We start from the raw sequence: 19686 nt of genomic DNA on the forward strand, positions 1-19686 counted from the left end.
GGACGCGTCCCGGCCGACGATTCAGCTGCTCGCGGTTGCGGCATCGGCAGGGGCGGCCGCCGGAGCGTCGGCGGGAGCCGCATTGTCTTCCTCCACCAGCACCAGCGAGATCTTGCCGCGCTTGTCGATGTCGGCGATTTCGACGCGCAGCTTGTCGCCGACGTTCACCACGTCCTCGACCTTGGCGATCCGCTTGCCCTTACCGAGCTTGGAGATGTGCACCAGGCCGTCACGCCCGGGCAGCAGCGACACGAACGCACCGAAATCCGTTGTCTTGACCACGGTTCCGAGGAACCGTTCCCCTACCGTCGGCAGCTGCGGGTTTGCGATGGCATTGATGCGGTCTATCGCGGCCTGCGCCGAGGGTCCGTCGGTGGCGCCGACGAACACGGTGCCGTCGTCCTCGATCGAGATCTGCGCGCCGGTCTCCTCGGTGATGCCGTTGATCACCTTGCCCTTGGGTCCGATGACCTCACCGATTTTGTCCACCGGAACCTTGATGGTGGTGACCCGCGGTGCGTACGGGCTCATCTCGTCCGGCTGGTCGATCGCCTCGGCCATGACCTCCAGGATGGTCAGCCGCGCATCCTTGGCCTGCCCCAGCGCGCCCGCCAGCACCTGCGACGGGATGCCGTCGAGCTTGGTGTCCAGCTGCAGCGCGGTGACGAAGTCCTTGGTGCCGGCGCACTTGAAGTCCATGTCGCCGAACGCGTCCTCGGCGCCCAGGATGTCGGTCAGGGTGACGAAGCGGCGCTCGGTCTTGCCGTCGACCTCGACATCATCGGAGACCAGACCCATCGCGATGCCGGCCACCGGAGCCTTCAGCGGCACACCGGCATTCAGCAGCGACAGGGTGGACGCACACACCGAACCCATCGACGTCGAGCCGTTGGAGCCCAACGCCTCGGACACCTGACGGATGGCGTACGGGAACTCCTCAACGCCGGGCAGCACCGGAAGCAGAGCGCGCTCGGCCAGCGCACCATGCCCGATCTCGCGCCGCTTGGGCGAGCCCACGCGGCCGGTCTCACCGGTGGAGTACGGCGGGAAGTTGTAGTGATGCATGTAGCGCTTCGTGGTTTCCGGTCCCAGCGAGTCGATCTGCTGAGCCATCTTCACCATGTCGAGCGTGGTGACACCCAGGATCTGGGTCTCGCCGCGCTGGAAGAGCGCGCTGCCGTGCGCCCGCGGCACCACGGCGACCTCGGCCGACAACGCGCGGATGTCGGTGATGCCGCGGCCGTCGATGCGGAAGTGGTCGGTCAGGATGCGCTGGCGCACCAGCTTCTTGGTCAGTGACCGGTATGCGGCGCTGACCTCTTTCTCGCGGCCCTCGTAGGTCCCAGAGTCTCCAGTGAGCCGCGCCAGCACTTCCGCTTTCAGCTCGTCGGTGCGCGCGTCGCGCTCGGCCTTGCCGCCGATCGTCAGCGCCTTGGCCAGCTCGTCGGTGGCCACCGAGGCCACCGAGTAGTAGACGTCTTCCTGGTAGTCCGGGAACGTCGGGTACTCGCCGACGGGCTTGGCGGCGGCCCCGGCCAACTCCTCCTGCGCGGTGCACAGCACCGCGATGAACGGCTTGGCCGCCTCGAGCCCCTCGGCCACAACGGTTTCCGTCGGCGCCTGGGCGCCGCCCTCGACGAGCTCGATGACCTTGTCGGTGGCCTCGGCCTCGACCATCATGATCGCGACGTCGCCCTCGACCTTGCGGCCGGCCACCACCATGTCGAACACCGCGCGCTCGAGCTGCTCCACGGTCGGGAACGCCACCCAGGTGCCGTCGATCAGCGCGACCCGCACACCACCGATGGGACCCGAGAACGGCAGGCCGCTCAGCTGGGTGGACGCCGACGCGGCGTTGATGGCCAGCACGTCGTACAGGTCGTTGGGATCCAGGCTCATGACCGTGACCACGACCTGAATTTCGTTGCGCAGCCCGGAGACGAACGACGGGCGCAGTGGCCGGTCGATGAGCCGGCAGGTGAGGATCGCGTCGGTGGACGGACGCCCCTCGCGACGGAAGAACGAACCGGGGATGCGACCGGCGGCATACATCCGCTCCTCGACATCGACGGTCAGCGGGAAGAAGTCGAAGTGCTCCTTCGGGCTCTTGCTGGCGGTGGTCGCCGACAACAGCATGTTTTCCTCATCGAGGTAGGCGACCACGGCGCCAGCTGCCTGCTGGGCCAATCGGCCGGTCTCGAAACGGATGGTGCGGGTGCCGAAGCTCCCGTTGTCGATGGTGGCGGTCGCCTCGAACACGCCCTCTTCAATTTCAGCGACAGACATGGGTGTCCGTACAGCCTCTCTAGGTATTCAGCTTTTTCGCGCGTCCATGCGAAACCCAGAAAGCGAGAGTCTGAATACGGCTACGGCCATCGATCGAAGCGGCCGACCTGCCCCAGATCCGGAGAGTCCGGCAGCCACTACCGAAGACCGCCCGATGCAGACTGGGCTGCTCCCTCGGGGGTGCGTAGTGACACGCTGGAACGGCACACGCGGATCTGCGTGACCGCACCGTTTGCTCGGGCCGAACCGGCCCAGAACGTCCTCACTCTACACGGGCGACCTCTGCCCGCGATATCGCTCGGAATCTGCGCGGTGCTGACACCGGCTTGCGTCAGCGACGCAGGCCCAGCCGCTCGACCAGCGAGCGGTACCGCTCGACATCGATCTGCGCGACGTACTTGAGCAGCCGGCGCCGGCGTCCGACCAGCAGCAACAGTCCGCGCCGCGAGTGGTGGTCGTGCTTGTGCACCTTCAGGTGCTCGGTCAGGTCGGCGATCCGCTTGGTCAGCAGCGCGACCTGCGCCTCGGGCGAACCGGTGTCGGTCCCATGCAGGCCATAGTTGCCCAGAATCTCTTTTTTCTGCTCGGCTGTCAGCGCCACGAACTATCTCCATCAATCGGTCCGCGAGAGGTAAAGGTTCAAGGCGCGGCCACCGCGAACCGCAGCACGCGCCGATGTCGTCCGGCAGTTTAACAGCGCCGCAGCCACCGGGCATAAACGCGCGGTGCGCGCAGTCGCCACGTCAGCCACAGCCGCCCCAGGGGACCCGCTCGAAGGAATACCGCCGTTCAGCGACAAAGCACGCCGTTTACGCATTGTCGCTGAAAGGCGGGCGCATCGGATGGCCCCCTGCGCAGAGGCTGGTGTGGCGGATGTGACCGGAGCGGATCAACCGGGTTTACCGGAGGGGATCAACCCGCGGACAGCAAAGCCCGAGCCCGGTCGGTGTCGTTGCCCATCGCGACCACGAGTTCCTTAACGGAGTCGAACTTGTGCTGACCGCGGATGCGCGCAACGAAATCCAGGGCGACGTGCTGGCCATAGAGGTCGGCGGTGGTGTCCAGGACGAACGCCTCGACCGTGCGGGTGCGCCCGGAGAAGGTCGGGTTGGTGCCGACGGACACCGCCGCCTGGTAGCGCTCACCGGGGACGACGGTGCCGGTGGCCGGTCCGTGGCCGAGCACGGTGAACCACGCGGCGTACACGCCGTCGGCCGGGATGGCCGAGTACATCGGCGGCGCCACGTTGGCGGTCGGGTAACCCAACTCGATGCCGCGTCCGTGGCCCCGGACCACGACACCTTCGACCCGGTGCGGGCGGCCCAGCGCCTCGGTGGCCGCCACCATGTCACCGGCGTCCACGCAGGACCGGATGTAGGTGGACGAGAACGTCACGGTCTCGTTGCTGTGATGCTCGGACAGCAGCGACATCGACTCCACGGCGAACCCGAAACGCTCGCCGGCGCGCCGGAGGGTCTCGACGTTGCCTGCCGCCTTCTTGCCGAAGGTGAAGTTCTCCCCCACCACCACCTCCACGACGTGCAGGTTCTCCACCAGCAACTCGTGCACGTAGCGCTCCGGGGTGAGCTTCATGAAATCCGTCGTGAACGGCATCACCAGGAAGACGTCGATGCCCAGCTCTTCGGCCAGTTCGGCGCGCCGGGTCAGCGTCGTCAACTGCGCGGGATGACTGCCGGGATAGACCACTTCCATCGGATGCGGGTCGAACGTCATCAACACGGTCGGGACGTTGCGGGCCCGCGCCGCCTTCACCGCATGCGCGATCAGCTCCGCGTGGCCGCGATGCACGCCATCGAACACACCGATGGTGAGCACACACCTGCCCCAGTCCGTGGGTATCTCGTCTTGGCCGCGCCACCGCTGCACGCCCGCAAGCCTACGGCGCCGAGTGGTCCGCCGGGAGATCCAGAGGGCTAAGCCCGCCAAGGTGTCGGGCAACACGCCGGATCAGGCGTGGGGTGCCTAAACTTTCTGGTTGTGAGGGCTGACGAAGAGCGTGGCGGTATCACCGCGGTCGGCCAGGACTACCTCAAGGCCATCTGGAATGCCCAGGAGTGGTCGCTGGAGAAGGTCAGCACCAAGATGTTGGCCGAGAAGATCGGGGTGTCGGCCAGCACGGCCTCGGAGTCCATTCGCAAGTTGGCCGAGCAGGGCCTCGTCGATCACGAGAAGTACGGTGCGGTGACGCTGACCGAGGCGGGGCGGCGGGCGGCGCTGGAGATGGTGCGCCGGCACCGGCTGTTGGAGACCTTCCTGGTCAACGAGCTTGGCTACGCCTGGGACGAGGTGCACGACGAGGCCGAGGTGCTCGAGCACGCGGTATCCGATCGCCTGGTGGCCCGCATCGACGCGAAACTGGGTTTCCCGCAGCGAGACCCGCACGGCGACCCGATCCCCGCCTCCGACGGGCAGGTGCCCACCCCGCCGGCCCGCCAGCTGTGGGCGTGCGACGACGGGGACGCCGGCACGGTGGCGCGCATCTCCGACGCCGACCCCGAGATGCTGCGCTACTTCACCGATGTCGGCATCAATCTGGACTCCCGGCTGCGGGTCCTGACCCGGCGCGAATTCGCCGGCATGATCTCGGTCGCGATCGACTCCGGCGACGGCGCCGAGACGACGGTCGACCTGGGCAGCCCCGCGGCGCGGGCCATCTGGGTGACGGCCTAGCTATTTCGGTTCGCCGAGCGTGCATTCACGGCGAGATTTCGGCCGTCTTCTCGCCCTCAGTGCACGTTCGACGATCGGGCTAGGTGCTCAGCAGACCCTTGGCGATGTGGGTGACCTGAACCTCGTTGCTGCCCGCGTAGATCATCAGCGATTTGGCGTCGCGGGCCAGCTGCTCCACCCGGTACTCGGCCATGTATCCGTTGCCGCCGAACAGCTGTACGGCCTCCATCGCCACCTCGGTGGCCGCCTCCGACGAGTACAGCTTGATGGCCGAGGCCTCGGCCAGTGTCAGCGGTTTGCCGGCCTGTTGGCGCTCGATCGTGTGAAAGACCATGTTCTGCACGTTCATCCGGGCGATCTCCATCTTGGCCAGCTTCAGCTGGATCAGTTGGAACTGCCCGATGTTCTTGCCCCACAACGTCCGGCTCTTGGCGTAATCCACACACAGCCGGTGGCATTCGTCGATGATGCCCAGCGCCATCATCGCGATTCCGATCCGCTCGGCGGCGAAGTTGGCGCGGGCGCTGTCGCGGCCGTCGCCGTCGGCGTGCTGTTCGCTCTCGCCGAGCAGCCGGTCCGGGCTCAGCCGCACGTTGTCGAAGAACAGCTCACCGGTCGGCGAGGACATCATGCCCATTTTCTTGAACGGCTTGCCCTGCGTGAGGCCCGGCATGCCGGCGTCGAGCACGAAGACCAGCACCGGCCGGTTGCGCTTGTCTTGCTTGTCCAGGCCGGCGTCACCCTCGTCGAGTTTGGCGTACACGACCAGGACGTCGGCGCAGGGTCCGTTGGTGATGAACGTCTTCTGCCCGTTGAGGATGTAGTCCTCGCCGTCGCGCTTGACGTAGGTTTTCATGCCGCCGAACGCATCCGAGCCGGAGTCCGGCTCCGTGATGGCCCACGCCGCAATCTTTTCCAGCGTCATCAGCTCGGGCAGCCAACGTTCCTTCTGCGCCGGCGTCCCGCGGCTCATGATGGTCGCCGCGCCCAGGCCGAGGCTCACCGACGCGGTGCTGAGCAACCCGATGCTGACCCGCGCGATTTCGGACACCAATACCGCGATCATCGACCCCTGCGCGCCGCCCCCGAAACCGCTTGATTCATCCGACTTTTCGTCGGGTTCTTCGTCGAGCTGCTCGCCGTTCTGCTTGGCGCGCTCGCGGTCCAGCATCTTCTTGACCGACTCGGCGGCCATGGCGTCGAGTCCGAACTGGCTGAACAGCTTGCGCACGATCGGATACGGCGACATTTCGCCGGTTTCCAATTCGTCCAGATGTGGGCGAATCTCTTTGTCCACGAACTGCCGAACGGCGCTCCGGACCATCAGGTCGGTGTCGGACCACTCGATCATGGCGCCCTTAACGCTCGGCGCGCTGGTAGGCGGTGACTACGGCGGCGCCGCCCAGCCCGATGTTGTGTTGCAGTGCGGCGCTGACGTTGTCGACCTGACGCTTGTCGGCCGCCCCGCGCAGCTGCCAGGTCAGCTCCGCGCATTGCGCCAGGCCGGTCGCGCCCAGCGGGTGTCCCTTGGAGATCAGGCCGCCAGACGGGTTGACCACCCAACGACCGCCGTAGGTGGTGTCGTTGTTGTCAATCAGCTTGGGCGCCTCACCGGGACCGCACAGGCCGAGCGCCTCGTACAGCAGCAGTTCGTTGGCCGAGAAGCAGTCGTGCAGCTCGATCACCTGGAAGTCCTGCGGCCCGAGCCCGGACTGCTCATAAACCTGTTGCGCGGCTTGAACGTTCATGTCGTAGCCGATGAGGTTTTTCGCGCTGCCGTCGAACGTCGAGGCGAAGTCGGTGGTCATGGCCTGGCCGACGATCTCCACCGCCTGGCCGGCCAGCCCGTGGCTTTCGACGAAGCTTTCCGAGGCCAGGATGGCCGCGCCCGAACCGTCCGAGGTCGGCGAGCACTGCAGCTTGGTCAGTGGATCGGAGATCATCCGCGCCGCCAGGATGTCGTCGAGGGTGTAGGACTCCTGGAACTGCGCGAAGGGGTTGTTGACCGAGTGCTTGTGGTTCTTGTAGCCGATCTTCGCGAAATGCTCTGCGGTGCTGCCATATTGGCGCATGTGCTCGCGACCGGCGGCACCGAACATCCACGGGGCTACAGGCATCGCGAATTCGTCGATGTCGGCCATCGCCTTGACGTGCTTGCCCATGGGCGATTCGCGGTCCTGAGCACCTCCGCCCAGCGAGCCGGGCTGCATTTTTTCAAAGCCGAGCGCGATCGCACAATCGACGATGCCGCCGCGAATGGCCTGCGCCGCCAGGAACAGCGCCGTCGAGCCGGTGGAGCAGTTGTTGTTGACGTTGACGACGGGGATGCCGGTCATTCCGAGCTCGTAGAGCGCCCGCTGCCCCGACGTCGAATCACCGGCGACGTAGCCGACGTAGCCCTGCTGGACCTCGCGGTAATCTATGCCCGCGTCCGTCAGGGCATTGGTTCCCGATTCCCTGGCCATGTCGGGGTAATCCCAGCCCTCGCGGCGGCCCGGCTTCTCGAACTTCGTCATGCCAACGCCGACGACGTAAACCTTGTTGGACGTTTTGGTGGACATTTCAGACCCTTCCGTAGGCCGCCTAGATACCCCAGTGTGCAACCTAACCCAACCAACCGTTCGGCCGGGGGCGTTAGAGCGTCGCCGGGCGGATCACCACCACCGACTTCGTGCGCGCGCCCTCGTCGCGCAGCAGCGCCATCACCCGGCCGTCGGGGTCGCAGGCGGCGTAGACGCCATCGATCCCGGCGGGCTCCAGGGGCCGGCCGTTGCCGGTCGCCTCGGCTTGTTCGGTCGACAGGTCACGGCGCGGGAAGATCAACAGGCAGGCCTCGTCCAGGCCGTAGCTGAGTCGCGGGCGGTTCGCCAGTTCGTCGAGCGGGTAGGCCTGATCGAGCCCGAAGCGCCCGACGCGGGTGCGCCGCAACGCCGTCAGGTGCCCGCCCACACCCAGGGCGGCGCCGACATCGCGGGCCAGGGCACGGATGTAGGTCCCCGACGAGCAGTCGACCTCGACATCCAGGTCGACCAAGTCGCCACTGCCGGGCCGGATGTCGCGCACCTCGAACCGGTCGATGCGCACCGGCCGGGCCTTGAGCTCGACGGTCTGGCCCTCGCGGGCCAGCCGGTAGGCGCGCTTGCCATCGATCTTGATAGCGCTGACCGTGGACGGCACCTGTTCGATGTCGCCACGCAGGCCACCCACGGCGGATTCAATCGCCTCGCTCGTCAGGTGCCGCGCCGAGACGCTGCGCACCGGTTCGCCCTCGGCATCGTCGGTGGACGTGCTCTGGCCCAACCGGATGGTGGCCGTGTACGACTTGGCGGCCGCCGTCAACAGGCCGAGTATCTTCGTGGCGCGATCGACGCCGATCACCAGCACCCCGGTGGCCATCGGGTCCAGCGTCCCCGCGTGCCCCACCCTGCGGGTGGAAAAGATCCGGCGGCAGCGGCCGACAACGTCATGACTGGTCATCCCGGGCGGCTTGTCGACGACGACTATTCCGGGCCCGCTGGGGCTTTCGCTCATAGCACGATGGCGGTGAGCACCAGTCCGCGCTCAACCGACCAACGACCCCTCAGCACGGTCAGCGGCGGGCCCGACAGCGCCTCCGGATCGATCAGGATCTTGGAGACGAACACCCCGGTGGTTGCCCCGTCGGGCGGGTCGAGGTCGAACACGACGTGGGCGTCCTCGAAACCCAGCCACCGCTTGGTCAGCGGGAACCACGCCTTATAGGTCGCTTCCTTGGCGCAGAACAAGATTCGGTCCCAATGCAGCCCCGCGGGCAAGGCGGAGATTTCGTGTCGCTCCTCTTCGAGCGTGATCGCGTTCAGCACGCCGTCGGGCAGCACATCGTGCGGTTCGGCGTCGATACCCACCGAGCGCACCGCGTCGGTGCGGCCCACCACCGCGCCCCGATAACCCGTGCAGTGGGTGAGGCTGCCCACCACGCCGTCGGGCCAGCAGGGTTCTCCCTTCTCGCCCTTGAGGATCGGCACCGGCGGCAGGCCGAGCTCACCCAGCGCGACCCGGGCGCAGTGCCGGACGGTGATGAACTCGTTGCGCCGCTTGTCCACCGACCTGGCGATCAGCGGCTCCTCTTCGGGCAGTGGCGCGAGATCGGGCGGGTCGGAATACACCTCCGAGTAGGCCAGGCCGTCCGCCTCCGGCAGCACCGCCGAAACCAGCGTGTCTTTAGTCATCGTGATTGCCTCTGCCGCAACCGTTCCCGGAACTGCGCGGCCTGTCGCCGCATTTCGGGGGTGATTTCGAAGTGGCCGCCGAAGTCGTTGAGGTCGCCCGGCGCGTACTGCGGATCCGGCAGCACTTGACGCAGCCAGCTGGGCGGCCTGCGGCGCCGCCACTCCCGCGGATAGCCCACGGACACTTCCTCGAACCGCACGTCGTCATACCAGGTGGTGCGCGGGATGTGCAGGTGGCCGTAGACCGAGCAGACGGCGTTGTAACGGGTGTGCCAGTCGGCGGTCTTGGTGGTTCCGCACCACAGCGAGAACTCCGGATAGAACAGCGCGTCGCAGGGTTCGCGGACCAGCGGGAAGTGATTCACCAGGACGGTCGGTGTCATCCAGTCCAACTCTTCGAGGCGGGCACGGGTGATCTGCAGGCGCTCGCGGCACCAGGCCTCACGCGTGGCGTACGGCTCCGGGGAGAGCAGGAACTCGTCGGTGGCCACCACGTTGCGCTCGCGCGCGATGGTCAGGCCTTCGGCTTTGCTCGTGGCCCCGTCTGGCAAGAAGCTGTAGTCGTAGAGCAGGAACATCGGCACGATGGTGGCTGGACCACCGCGCTCGGTCCACACCGGGAACGGGTGCTCGGGCGTGACCACACCCATCTCGTCGCACATGTTGACCAGGTACTCGTAGCGCGCCTTGCCGAAGACCTGCGCGGGATCACGGGTGGTGGTCCACAGCTCGTGGTTGCCCGGCACCCAGATCACCTTGGCGAAGCGCCGTCGCAGCAGGTCAAGCGCCCACCGAATCTCGTCGGTGCGTTCGGCGACATCGCCGGCGACGATCAGCCAGTCGTCCGGATGGGACGGATGCAACGATTCGGTGACCGGCTTATTGCCGAGGTGACCGGTGTGCAGGTCGGACACCGCCCACAGTGTCGGTTGCCCACCGTTGGTCGATTCCTGCCCTGATGTATGCCCAGCCACGATTAACCACCCTAACGACCCGGACGGGCCAAGCCCGTTTCGCGGGCATCATTTCGGCCGGCGGGCGGGCGAGTTAGAACAAGTTCAGGTTTGCCTGTGACGTCTCGAGCGGGACTTGTACACTCCCCCCAAAAGGCCGCTGAGGCGTCAGGGGGTGTCGTGTTCGCCAATGTTCGTCTGATGGGGGCGCTGGGTGCGCTGCTCACAGCGGCCATCGGGGGCACGGTGGGGTTGTTGACCGCCCCGGCCGGGCCGGGTGCCGGCGATCGGTCCGTCGAGCTGAGATCGACCGCCCAGCCGTTGGAAACCACCATGAAGAGCCCGATCGTGGCGACCACCGATCCGCGCCCCTTCGACGCGTGCGAGGACATTCCGTTCGACGTCATCCAGCGGCTCGGGCTGGGCTTCACGCCGCCCGAACACGAGGACGGGCTGCGCTGCCACTTCGACGCCGGGAACTATCAGGTGGCCGTCGAGCCGATCATCTGGCGCACCTACGAGCAGTCGCTGCCCGCCGACGCGGTCGAGACGACAATCGCGGGTCACCGCGCCGCGCAGTACTGGGTGCTCAAGCCGACCTACCACAACAGCTACTGGTTCTACTCCTGCATGGTCGTGTTCAAGACCAGCTACGGGGTGCTGCAGCAGGCGCTGTACTACTCGACCGTCTACTCCAATCCCGAGGTCGATTGCATGCAGACCAACGCGCAACGCGCCAACGACCTCGCGCCGTATTACAAGTTCTGATTCAATCGCGTGGCCCCGGCCGCGTTGTCAGCCAACGGCGGCGCGGACCCGGGCGGCGGCCGCGGCCAGCGCCGCGTCGTCGTGCACCGGTGCCCCCAACGGGGCCTGCACCGGCAACTCCACCCAGCTCTTGCAGCCGCCGTATTCCGCAGCCCGGATCATGCGCACCGGCTCGAGCAGAGGGCTCACCGACACCACCAGGACGGCCAGCTTGTGCTTAGGACGAAAGTCGAGCCGGTCGGCGCGCACCGAGTCGGCGGTCCAGATGTGCAGGTCTTCGATCGCCGCGAGGCCGTCCGGGTGCTCAACCGGCACCGCCGCAACAACTTTCGCGGCGGCCCGGATCACCAACTGTTCGTCGGTGCTGTCGGCGGCGGCGGGTGCCAGTAGGTCTTGATGCTCGGGGCGCACCCGCTCGGCGTGGCTGTGCGCGACCGTGGGGAACAACAGGAATTCGCGCGCGGCCAGCTCGAATCGCTTCTCCCCGATGCCGCCCTTGCGCAGCAATACCCGCTGGCGGCCGTCCAGCAGGGCATGCACGGCGGCGCTCCACTCCTTGAGCGCGGGAATTGTTGTCACGACGGTCATTTCGCTCCCGCCATCCGCGCCACGACCTCGGGCCGACGTAACGGCGGAACCGTCTTGGGCGGCTGACGCCGCGGCGGCAGCTGCCCCAGCAACCGCGTCGTCGTCTCGGTGACCTCGGCAACCGCCGCCTCGAACGCATCGACATTCGCGGCGGAGGGGTGGGTGATGCCGCTGACCTTGCGCACATATTGGCGGGCCGCCGCCGCGATTTCCTCGGCGGTGGCCGCTGGCTGCAGGCCGCGCAGTTCGGTGATGTTCCGGCACATGTTTTCCACGATAAGCGCTGCTCGGCGCCGCCGCCTCCCGGTGCATGCGGCTGAGGCGGCCGCCCGACGGCGCCGGGCGACTGGCTACGGTGAGGTGATGACCGACGAGATCCTGCTGATCGACACCGACGAACGAGTGCGCACCCTGACCCTCAACCGGCCCCAGTCGCGCAACGCGCTGTCTTCGGCTTTGCGGGACCGCTTCTTCGGCGCATTGGCCGACGCCGAAACCGACGACGCGGTCGACGTCGTCATCGTCACCGGCGCCGACCCGGTGTTCTGCGCGGGACTGGATCTCAAGGAACTGGGTGGCTCCTCGGCGCTTCCAGACATCTCGCCGCGGTGGCCGGCGCTGACCAAGCCGGTGATCGGGGCGATCAACGGCGCCGCGGTGACCGGCGGGCTGGAGTTGGCGTTGTACTGCGACATCCTGATCGCCTCGGAGAACGCCCGGTTCGCCGACACGCACGCGCGGGTGGGCCTGCTGCCCACCTGGGGTCTGAGCGTGCGGTTGCCGCAGAAGGTGGGGGTCGGGCTGGCCCGGCGGATGAGCATGACAGGGGACTACCTGTCCGCCGGCGACGCGCTGCGCGCCGGCCTGGTGACCGAGGTCGTGCCGCACGACCAGCTGCTTCCCGCCGCCCGGGCGGTGGCGGCGTCGATCGTCGGAAACAACCAGGACGCGGTGCGGGCGCTGCTGGCGTCCTATCACCGCATTGACGACGCGCAGACCAGCGCGGGGCTGTGGCAAGAAGCGACCGCGGCCCGGCAGTTCCGGACCAGCGGGGACGACATCGCCGCCAACCGGGAGGCCGTGCTCCAACGCGGGCGCTCGCAGGTGCGCTGACGTCGATCTGCGCCAGTCCGCCCCGGGAGCCCGGCCGACCCCATACGATCAGCTGATGCATGCGGTCGTCGGAATCGCCGTGAGGCTGCTGGTCGGCCTGACGCTGGCGGCCGCATCGGCGATCGCGGCGTTCGCGCCGCACGCGGGCGCGCTGCCGCCCCCGGGATTTCCCAACCTCGACGCCTTCACCGCCGTCCCGGCCGACGGCTATCTGGGCAGCGGCGCGCCGGGCAGCGCGCCGCGGGTCAGTTTTTCGGCCGGCCCGGCCCTGGTCTGTGACTTCTACGGCGGCCCGCCGCCCGTGCCGCAACCGTCGCAGGACATCAAGTGCAAGGGCGACATGCAAGGCATGGACGACGTCCCCGTCCCCGGCGGCCGTCCGCGACCCGGCGATTGCCTCGTGGGTTCGGTGGACTTCAAGGGACCCGGCTACCAGTTGACCCGCATGTCCTACGGCGGATGCGACGGCAACCCGGCCCCGCTGCCGGCCGGCGGCAGAACGCTGGGGCCGGGCCAGAAGCTGACCTACCTCAACGTCACTTGCGCGGTGGGGACCGACGACCTCGTCGCCTGCCTGGACACCACCAGTGGCGACCACGGGTTTGTGGTGCAGCGCTCGGGAAGCTGGGCGTTCTAGTCGAGGCGTTCGAGGGCGGCGACCAGCGACGCCACCGCGTCGTCGATCGAGCCGCTGGTCGAGTAGCCGGCCGCCAGCCGGTGCCCACCGCCGCCGAAACCGGACGCGACCGACGCCAGGTCCACAGCGGCCTTGGCGCGCATCGACACCGACCACTGCCGCGGCGCGACCTCCTTGAACACCGCGGCCACCTCCGCCTGCTGCGTGGTCCGCACGATGTCGACGATGCTCTCGACTTCCTCCGGGCGTGAACCGACCCAATCCTGGTGGGCGACAACGGCATACACCAGCCCCAAGCCGCCCGCGGCGTCGGGCACCAGCTGGGCCGAGGCCAGCACCCGCGACAGCAGCGGCAGCCATCCGAACGGGTGGCTGTCCATCAGGGTGCGGCTGATCGCGGCATTGTCGACGCCGCCATCGACCAGCCGGGCGGCCAGCCGCAGGGCGCGCCCGCTGGCCCAGCGGAACGAGCCGGTGTCGGTGGTCAGCCCGGCGTAGATGCAGTGCGCGACGTCGGAATCGATGGGCTTGCCCCAGGCGTCGAGGATGTCGGCGACCATCATCGTGGTCGAATCGGCTGACACATCAATGAAATTGGCGGTGCCGAACACGTCGTTGGAGGCGTGATGGTCGATGACCAACACCTCGTCGGCCGCCACCGCCAGGCCGCTCAACGCGCCCAGCCGCTTGACGCTCGGAACGTCAACGGTGACAACCAGATCGGCGTCGCGACGCATCGCGTCCGGACTGACCAGCAGCCGGCAGCCGGGCAGCGACGCCAACGACTCGGGCAGCCCCGCCGGCTCGGCGAAACCGACCTCCACCCGCTTGCCGCACTTGTCCAGCACCAGCCCCAGCGCCAGCCCGGCGCCGATGGTGTCGGCGTCGGGGTGCACGTGTGCGATCACCGCGACGGTGTCGGCGCCCGACAGCAATTCGGCCGCACCCGCGGCGTCGACACGCGCCCCCACCCTGGAGCCGCCCAGTTCAGTATTCGCGTTGGTCGTCGTCACGGACACTCCCGTCGAAGGCGGGCTCCACGCCCGATCCGCTATCCCGGTATGGGTCGGCCTCCCCGGCCGGCTTGGCGCCCGAACGAACCCGCGCCAGATCTGCGTCCGCTGCACGCGCACGCGCCAACAACTCGTCCATCCGCTGCACGTTGTCCGACGTGGTGTCGCGGGCGAACGTCAGTGTGGGCGTGAAGCGCACGCCGGTGCCGGCCCCGACCATCGTGCGCAACGCCCCCTTGGCCCGTTCCAGGGCGGCCGCGGCGGCACCGTAATCCGGCTCGTCCTCCAGCGTGCGTCCCATCACCGTGTAGAACACCGTCGCATCGTGCAGATCCGCGGTCACCTTCGCGTCGACGATGGTGACCCCCTCCAGCCCGGGATCCTTGATCTCGAACTCGATCGCCGAGGCGACGATCGTGTTGATCCGCTTGGCCAAACGGCGCGCCCGGGCCGGGTCGGCCATCAGGTGCGCTCTTTCTGGACCAACTCGTAGGACTCGATGATGTCGCCTTCCTTGAGGTCGGAGTACCCCAGCGTCATACCGCACTCGAAGCCCTCGCGGACCTCGGTCACGTCGTCCTTCTCCCGGCGCAGCGAGGTGATCGAGAGGTTGTCGGTGACCACGATGTTGTCCCGCAGCAACCGCGCCTTGGCGTTGCGGCGCACGATGCCGCTGCTGATCATGCAGCCGGCGATGATGCCCACCTTCGAGGACCGGAAGATCGCCCGGATCTCGGCGCGACCCAACTGGTTCTCCTCGTAGATCGGCTTGAGCATGCCGCGCAGGGCCTTCTCGATCTCGTCGATCGCCTGGTAGATCACCGAGTAGTAGCGGATCTCCACGCCCTCGCGGTTGGCCAGCTCGGTGGCCTTGCCCTCGGCACGCACGTTGAAGCCGATGATCACCGCGTCCGAGGCCGACGCCAGGTTGACGTTGGTCTCGGTGATGCCACCGACACCGCGGTCGATGACGCGCAGCGCCACCTCGTCGTCGATCTGGATGCCCATCAGGGCCTCTTCGAGCGCCTCGACCGTACCGGCGTTGTCGCCCTTGAGGATCAGGTTGAGCTGGCTGGTTTCCTTCAGCGCCGAGTCCAGGTCCTCCAGGCTGATCCGCTTGCGGGAACGCGCCGCCAGCGCGTTGCGCTTGCGCGCGCTGCGCTTGTCGGCGATCTGGCGGGCGATGCGGTCCTCGTCGACGACCAGTAGGTTGTCGCCCGCGCCGGGCACCGAGGTGAAACCGATGACCTGCACCGGCCGCGACGGCAGCGCCTCTTCGACGTCGTCGCCGTGCTCGTCGACCATGCGGCGCACCCGGCCGTAGGCGTCGCCGGCGACCACCGAGTCGCCGACCCGCAGCGTGCCGCGCTGCACCAGGACAGTGGCGACCGGACCGCGACCGCGGTCCAGGTGCGCCTCGATCGCCACACCCTGGGCCTCCATGTCGGGGTTGGCCCGCAGGTCCAAGGCGGCGTCGGCGGTCAGCAGCACCGCCTCGAGCAGCTGCTCGATGTTGGTGCCCTGCTTGGCGGAGATGTCGACGAACATGGTGTCGCCACCGAAATCCTCTGCCACCAAGCCGTATTCGGTGAGCTGCCCGCGGATCTTGGCCGGGTCAGCACCCTCGACGTCGATCTTGTTGACCGCCACCACAATCGGCACGTCGGCCGCCTGGGCGTGGTTGATGGCCTCCACCGTCTGCGGCATCACACCGTCGTCGGCGGCGACCACCAGGATGGCGATGTCGGTGGCCTTCGCACCGCGGGCACGCATGGCGGTGAACGCCTCGTGACCAGGGGTGTCGATGAAGGTGATCGGCCGTTCGACGCCGTCGTGTTCGACGGTCACCTGGTAGGCACCGATGTGCTGGGTGATGCCACCCGCCTCGGCCTCGCGCACGCTGGCGTTCCGGATGGTGTCCAGCAGTCGCGTTTTACCGTGGTCGACGTGACCCATCACGGTCACCACCGGCGGCCGGGTCTGCAAGTCTTCCTCGCCGCCCTCGTCCTCGCCGTAGGTCAGATCGAAGGACTCCAGCAGCTCGCGGTCCTCGTCCTCGGGGCTGACGACCTGGACGACGTAGTTCATCTCGCTGCCCAGCAGCTCGAGCGTCTCGTCGCCGACCGACTGCGTGGCGGTGACCATTTCGCCGAGGTTGAACAGCGCCTGCACCAGCGATGCCGGGTTGGCGTTGATCTTGTCGGCGAAGTCGCTCAGCGACGCGCCACGGGCCAGCCGGATGGTCTCGCCGTTGCCGTGCGGCAACCGGACACCACCGACGACGGGCGCCTGCATGTTCTCGTATTCGGCGCGTTTCGCCCGCTTCGACTTGCGGCCGCGTCGCGGCGCACCGCCGGGACGGCCGAAAGCGCCGGCGGCACCGCCACGCTGGCCGGGACGGCCGCCGCCGCCACCGCCACCGGGACGGCCACGAAAATTGCCGCCGCCTCCGGGTGGTGCGCCGACTCCGCCGCCACCACCGCCGCCGCGGTAGTTGCCGCCGCCTCCGTCGCGACCGCCGGGACCACCGGGACGGCCACCGCCGGGACGCGGGGCGCCGGGCCGGGCCGGGCGACCCGGCCCGATGCCCAAACCTCGCGCCCCGCGGGTCGGCAACAACCCGTTCTCGTCGGCGCAACCGGTCGACCGGCCCATCCCGCGCCCGCAGGCGCCCCGCCCAGGAGCGCCCCGGCCGGGCGCGCCGCGTCCCGGCGGCGCTTCCCCGGGCAACATGCCGCCCCGACCCGCGGGTGCCGGAGGGCCGGGTCGCCCGGCCCGGCCCGGCGCCCCGCGTCCCGGCGGTGGCCGTCCCGGTGGTCCCGGCGGTCGCGACGGAGGCGGCGGCAACTACCGCGGCGGCCGTGGTGGGCGTCGCCGTCGCTTCGCCGTTGCCGACCGCGCTGCCGATGGCATTGTCGAGGGCCGTGTCGAGTGATTTTTCAGCGGCCCTGGCGGCGGGCGCCTTGGCCGCGGCTTTCGCGGGAGCCTTCTGGGCGGCCTTGCCGCCGCCGAAGGACTCGCGCAGCCGGCGAGCCACCGGGGCTTCCACCGTCGACGATGCGGACTTAACGAATTCGCCCTGATCATTCAGTCGGGCGAGGACTTCCTTGCTGGTGACACCGAGTTCCTTAGCCAACTCGTGTACGCGGGCCTTACCTGCCACTACATCTCCTGTCTATGAGGCGACAGTCGTGGGGCCGCGCCTCGGGTTTAGCTATGACGCATTGTCATCGGGACTTCACGGTGTGCTCATGTTCTTTGCTACCTGTTCTGTTGCCGGGCGCTCGGGCGCACAGAGGAACTCTATGTGCTCGACCACCGCGGATGTATCCGGTGAACCGGTGATGCGCAGCGCTTTGGTGAAAGCCCGCCGCCGGATTGCCTGTTGCACGCACTGCGGCCCGGGATGCACCCATGCACCCCGCCCCGGCAGGCTCTTGCCCGTGTCAACGATCACGGCGAAGTCGCCGTTCCCGTTCGGCACAGCCACCACTCGAAGCAGCTCGACGGCCAGCTCTCGCTTCCGGCACCCGACACAAGTCCGTACGGGTCCACCCGCATGACGGTGCGCCAGGGCCGAAGGTTCGCGCTGGATCACGGTTAAGTCTAGCGTCACCGAATCGATGGTCAGAACCGCCCGAGGGTGTGCAGCTGCGGCCTGCCGGACCGCTAGCGGTCGTGGGCCATTCCGTGGGTGGCACCGTGTTCGGACTGGCTCTCCGAATGACCCCCGGAACCGCCCGGCGAGTCCCCACGGATGTCGATGCGCCACCCGGTGAGCCGGGCCGCCAGGCGCGCGTTCTGGCCCTCTTTGCCGATGGCCAGCGACAGCTGGAAGTCGGGTACCACCACGCGTGCGGCGCGGGCCGCCTGGTCGATGATCGAGACCGACACCACCTTCGCCGGCGACAGCGCGTTGGCTACGAAGCGCGCGGGGTCGTCGTCGTAGTCGATGATGTCGATTTTCTCGCCGGAGAGCTCGCTCATCACGTTGCGGACCCGCTGCCCCATCGGACCGATGCAGGCGCCTTTGGCGTTCAGGCCGGGAAGGTTGGACTTCACCGCGATCTTGGAGCGATGGCCGGCCTCTCGCGCCACGGCGACGATCTCCACCGACTCGTCGGCGATCTCGGGGACTTCCAGCGAGAACAACTTGCGGACCAGGTTCGGGTGGGTCCGCGACAGGGTGATCAGCGGTTCTCTGGCCCCGCGGGTCACCCCGATGACGTAGCACCGCACGCGGTTGCCGTGCTCGTAGCTTTCGCCCGGCACCTGCTCGGCTGCCGGGATCACGCCCTCGGAGGCCTTCGTCTCGGTGCCCATCCGGACCACGACCAGGCCGCGGGCGTTGGCCCGGCTGTCGCGCTGGATCACACCGGCGACGATCTCCCCCTCGCGGGTGGAGAACTCGCCGTAGGTCCGCTCGTTTTCGGCGTCGCGGAATCGCTGCAGCATGACCTGGCGGGCGGTGGTGGCGGCGATGCGCCCGAAACCCTCGGGGGTGTCGTCCCATTCACTGATGACGTTGCCGTCTTCGTCGGTCTCCCGGGCCATCACCCGGACGACTCCCGTCTTGCGGTCGATTTCGATCCGCGCGTCGTTCTGATGGCCTTCGGTGTGCCGGTACGCGGTGAGCAGCGCCGACTTGATCGTCTCGAGCAGCTCGTTGACCGAGATGCCGCGATCCACCTCGATGGCGTGCAGCGCGGCCATGTCGATGTTCATGCTCCGGTCTCCGTCCTCCGGGCCTGACCCATACTCGCCAGTTCCAGCTCCGCTTGGTTAGGAGGCGAAAACTCCACCTGGACAACAGCTTTCGCAATGTCGCCGAATGGGATCTCGCGCACCGCCCAGTCCCGGCCTGCGCGGATTACCAGCGCGACCGCGCCGTCGGTTGTCGCACCTACCCGGCCGGTCAGCTTCGATCCGTCCGACAGGACGACGTCGACCTTGCGGCCGTGGGCCCGGCGGAAGTGCTTCGCGCTGGTCAGGGGGCGGTCCACGCCGGGCGAGGAAACCTCGAGCACGTAGTGGTCGGAGATGGCGTCCAAGCCGTCGAGCAATGCCGATGCCGAGCGGGAAAGCGTGGCTGCGGTGTCCAGGTCGAGGCCGTTGTCGCTGTCGGCGATCACCATGATTCGGGGTGGGTGGGCCCGGGCGTCGATGACCACGTCTTCGATGTCGAAGCCGGCGCGCGCAAACTCTCCACCGAGTAGCTCGATCACCTGCGTCTGCGACGGTAGCCCGGTGGTCACGGCGAGCTCCTCATCTTGAGTTGTCCGGTCATCTGGCGGATGTCGGCACCCCGATGGCTTCGCAGGCGACTTCCGGTGTCCCGGCGGAGGAGCACCCGTGCCGGCCGTTTGCTGTCGGTGGCCGCCCTCTGCGAGAACCAGCTATCCACGATACGCCAGGATTCGCGGTTGACG

18 protein-coding genes and 2 pseudogenes are annotated in these 19686 nt (G+C 68.0%); 4 read left to right on the forward strand and 16 right to left on the reverse strand.

Translation table 11 applies throughout. The annotated features are described in order from the left end of the window. Positions 1-21: 21 nt before the first annotated feature. From A5652_RS17415 to A5652_RS17425, 3 genes are all read right to left on the reverse strand, one after another. Positions 22-2286 carry a polyribonucleotide nucleotidyltransferase gene (locus A5652_RS17415; protein ID WP_197513993.1) on the reverse strand — a complete coding sequence of 755 codons (2265 nt, stop codon included), beginning with the start codon at positions 2284-2286 and terminating at the stop codon, positions 22-24. 331 nt (positions 2287-2617) lie between these two features. Next, entirely contained in the window at positions 2618-2887 is a 270-nt protein-coding gene (rpsO, locus tag A5652_RS17420; RefSeq protein ID WP_007775081.1) for a 30S ribosomal protein S15, read from the reverse strand. A 311-nt stretch (positions 2888-3198) separates the two neighbouring features. Next, positions 3199-4173, reverse strand: a complete 975-nt coding sequence (locus tag A5652_RS17425) for a bifunctional riboflavin kinase/FAD synthetase (protein ID WP_067353990.1) — start codon at positions 4171-4173, stop codon at positions 3199-3201. A gap of 111 nt (positions 4174-4284) precedes the next feature. Here A5652_RS17425 and mntR point away from each other — a divergent pair, with 111 nt between their 5' ends. Further along, positions 4285-4977 carry a manganese-binding transcriptional regulator MntR gene (gene mntR, locus A5652_RS17430; protein WP_067353994.1) on the forward strand — a complete coding sequence of 231 codons (693 nt, stop codon included), beginning with the start codon at positions 4285-4287 and terminating at the stop codon, positions 4975-4977. A 79-nt stretch (positions 4978-5056) separates the two neighbouring features. On the opposite strand, the gene A5652_RS17435 is transcribed toward mntR, so the two are convergent. The 5 genes from A5652_RS17435 to A5652_RS17455 form a co-directional block, all read right to left on the reverse strand. Then, positions 5057-6328, reverse strand: a complete 1272-nt coding sequence (locus A5652_RS17435; protein WP_067353997.1) for an acyl-CoA dehydrogenase family protein — start codon at positions 6326-6328, stop codon at positions 5057-5059. A 7-nt stretch (positions 6329-6335) separates the two neighbouring features. Further along, positions 6336-7538: a lipid-transfer protein gene (locus A5652_RS17440; protein ID WP_067354000.1), complete on the reverse strand. Its 1203-nt coding sequence runs from the start codon at positions 7536-7538 to the stop codon at positions 6336-6338. A gap of 73 nt (positions 7539-7611) precedes the next feature. Next, positions 7612-8508 carry a tRNA pseudouridine(55) synthase TruB gene (truB, locus tag A5652_RS17445; protein ID WP_067354004.1) on the reverse strand — a complete coding sequence of 299 codons (897 nt, stop codon included), beginning with the start codon at positions 8506-8508 and terminating at the stop codon, positions 7612-7614. Next, a complete protein-coding gene (locus A5652_RS17450; protein WP_067354007.1) occupies positions 8505-9185 on the reverse strand; it encodes a 4'-phosphopantetheinyl transferase in 681 nt (226 codons plus the stop codon). The genes truB and A5652_RS17450 overlap by 4 nt, the downstream gene beginning before the upstream one ends. Then, positions 9182-10159: a metallophosphoesterase gene (locus A5652_RS17455; RefSeq protein WP_067354011.1), complete on the reverse strand. Its 978-nt coding sequence runs from the start codon at positions 10157-10159 to the stop codon at positions 9182-9184. The genes A5652_RS17450 and A5652_RS17455 overlap by 4 nt, the downstream gene beginning before the upstream one ends. A 159-nt stretch (positions 10160-10318) precedes the next feature. Between A5652_RS17455 and A5652_RS17460 the strand changes: the two genes are divergently transcribed. Further along, complete coding sequence (locus A5652_RS17460; protein WP_067354014.1) at positions 10319-10906, forward strand: DUF3558 domain-containing protein; 588 nt, start codon at positions 10319-10321, stop codon at positions 10904-10906. A 27-nt stretch (positions 10907-10933) separates the two neighbouring features. Here A5652_RS17460 and A5652_RS17465 read toward each other — a convergent pair whose 3' ends face one another. Further along, a complete protein-coding gene (locus A5652_RS17465; RefSeq protein ID WP_067354018.1) occupies positions 10934-11494 on the reverse strand; it encodes a DUF1802 family protein in 561 nt (186 codons plus the stop codon). Continuing rightward, positions 11491-11760, reverse strand: coding sequence for a DUF2277 domain-containing protein (locus A5652_RS17470; protein ID WP_067354023.1), 270 nt, complete (start codon positions 11758-11760; stop codon positions 11491-11493). Before A5652_RS17470 ends, A5652_RS17465 begins: the two co-directional genes overlap by 4 nt. 97 nt (positions 11761-11857) lie before the next feature. Between A5652_RS17470 and A5652_RS17475 the strand changes: the two genes are divergently transcribed. Then, positions 11858-12607 (forward strand): enoyl-CoA hydratase, encoded by a 750-nt coding sequence (locus A5652_RS17475; RefSeq protein ID WP_067354026.1) that lies wholly within the window; start codon positions 11858-11860, stop codon positions 12605-12607. 55 nt (positions 12608-12662) lie between these two features. Next, positions 12663-13244: a hypothetical protein gene (locus A5652_RS17480; protein ID WP_067354030.1), complete on the forward strand. Its 582-nt coding sequence runs from the start codon at positions 12663-12665 to the stop codon at positions 13242-13244. Here the strand turns inward: A5652_RS17480 and A5652_RS17485 are convergent. From A5652_RS17485 to rimP, 6 genes and pseudogenes are all read right to left on the reverse strand, one after another. Continuing rightward, complete coding sequence (locus A5652_RS17485; RefSeq protein WP_156745401.1) at positions 13241-14257, reverse strand: bifunctional oligoribonuclease/PAP phosphatase NrnA; 1017 nt, start codon at positions 14255-14257, stop codon at positions 13241-13243. The two genes, A5652_RS17480 and A5652_RS17485, sit on opposite strands and share 4 nt — an antisense overlap. Next, positions 14243-14720: pseudogene (rbfA, locus tag A5652_RS17490) on the reverse strand (30S ribosome-binding factor RbfA); the annotation flags it as partial. The pseudogene rbfA and the gene A5652_RS17485, both read right to left, overlap by 15 nt. Continuing rightward, positions 14720-17420: pseudogene (gene infB, locus A5652_RS17495) on the reverse strand (translation initiation factor IF-2). The pseudogenes infB and rbfA, both read right to left, overlap by 1 nt. Positions 17421-17495: 75 nt before the next feature. After that, a complete protein-coding gene (locus tag A5652_RS17500; protein ID WP_369805816.1) occupies positions 17496-17741 on the reverse strand; it encodes a YlxR family protein in 246 nt (81 codons plus the stop codon). Positions 17742-17926: 185 nt separating this feature from the next. Beyond that, entirely contained in the window at positions 17927-18982 is a 1056-nt protein-coding gene (gene nusA / locus A5652_RS17505; RefSeq protein ID WP_067354037.1) for a transcription termination factor NusA, read from the reverse strand. Next, positions 18979-19512: a ribosome maturation factor RimP gene (rimP, locus tag A5652_RS17510; protein ID WP_067354041.1), complete on the reverse strand. Its 534-nt coding sequence runs from the start codon at positions 19510-19512 to the stop codon at positions 18979-18981. The genes nusA and rimP overlap by 4 nt, the downstream gene beginning before the upstream one ends. Between the last annotated feature and the right edge of the window lie 174 nt (positions 19513-19686).

The sequence above is a fragment of the Mycobacterium sp. 1165178.9 genome, from assembly GCF_001673555.1.
Taxonomy (GTDB): domain Bacteria; phylum Actinomycetota; class Actinomycetes; order Mycobacteriales; family Mycobacteriaceae; genus Mycobacterium.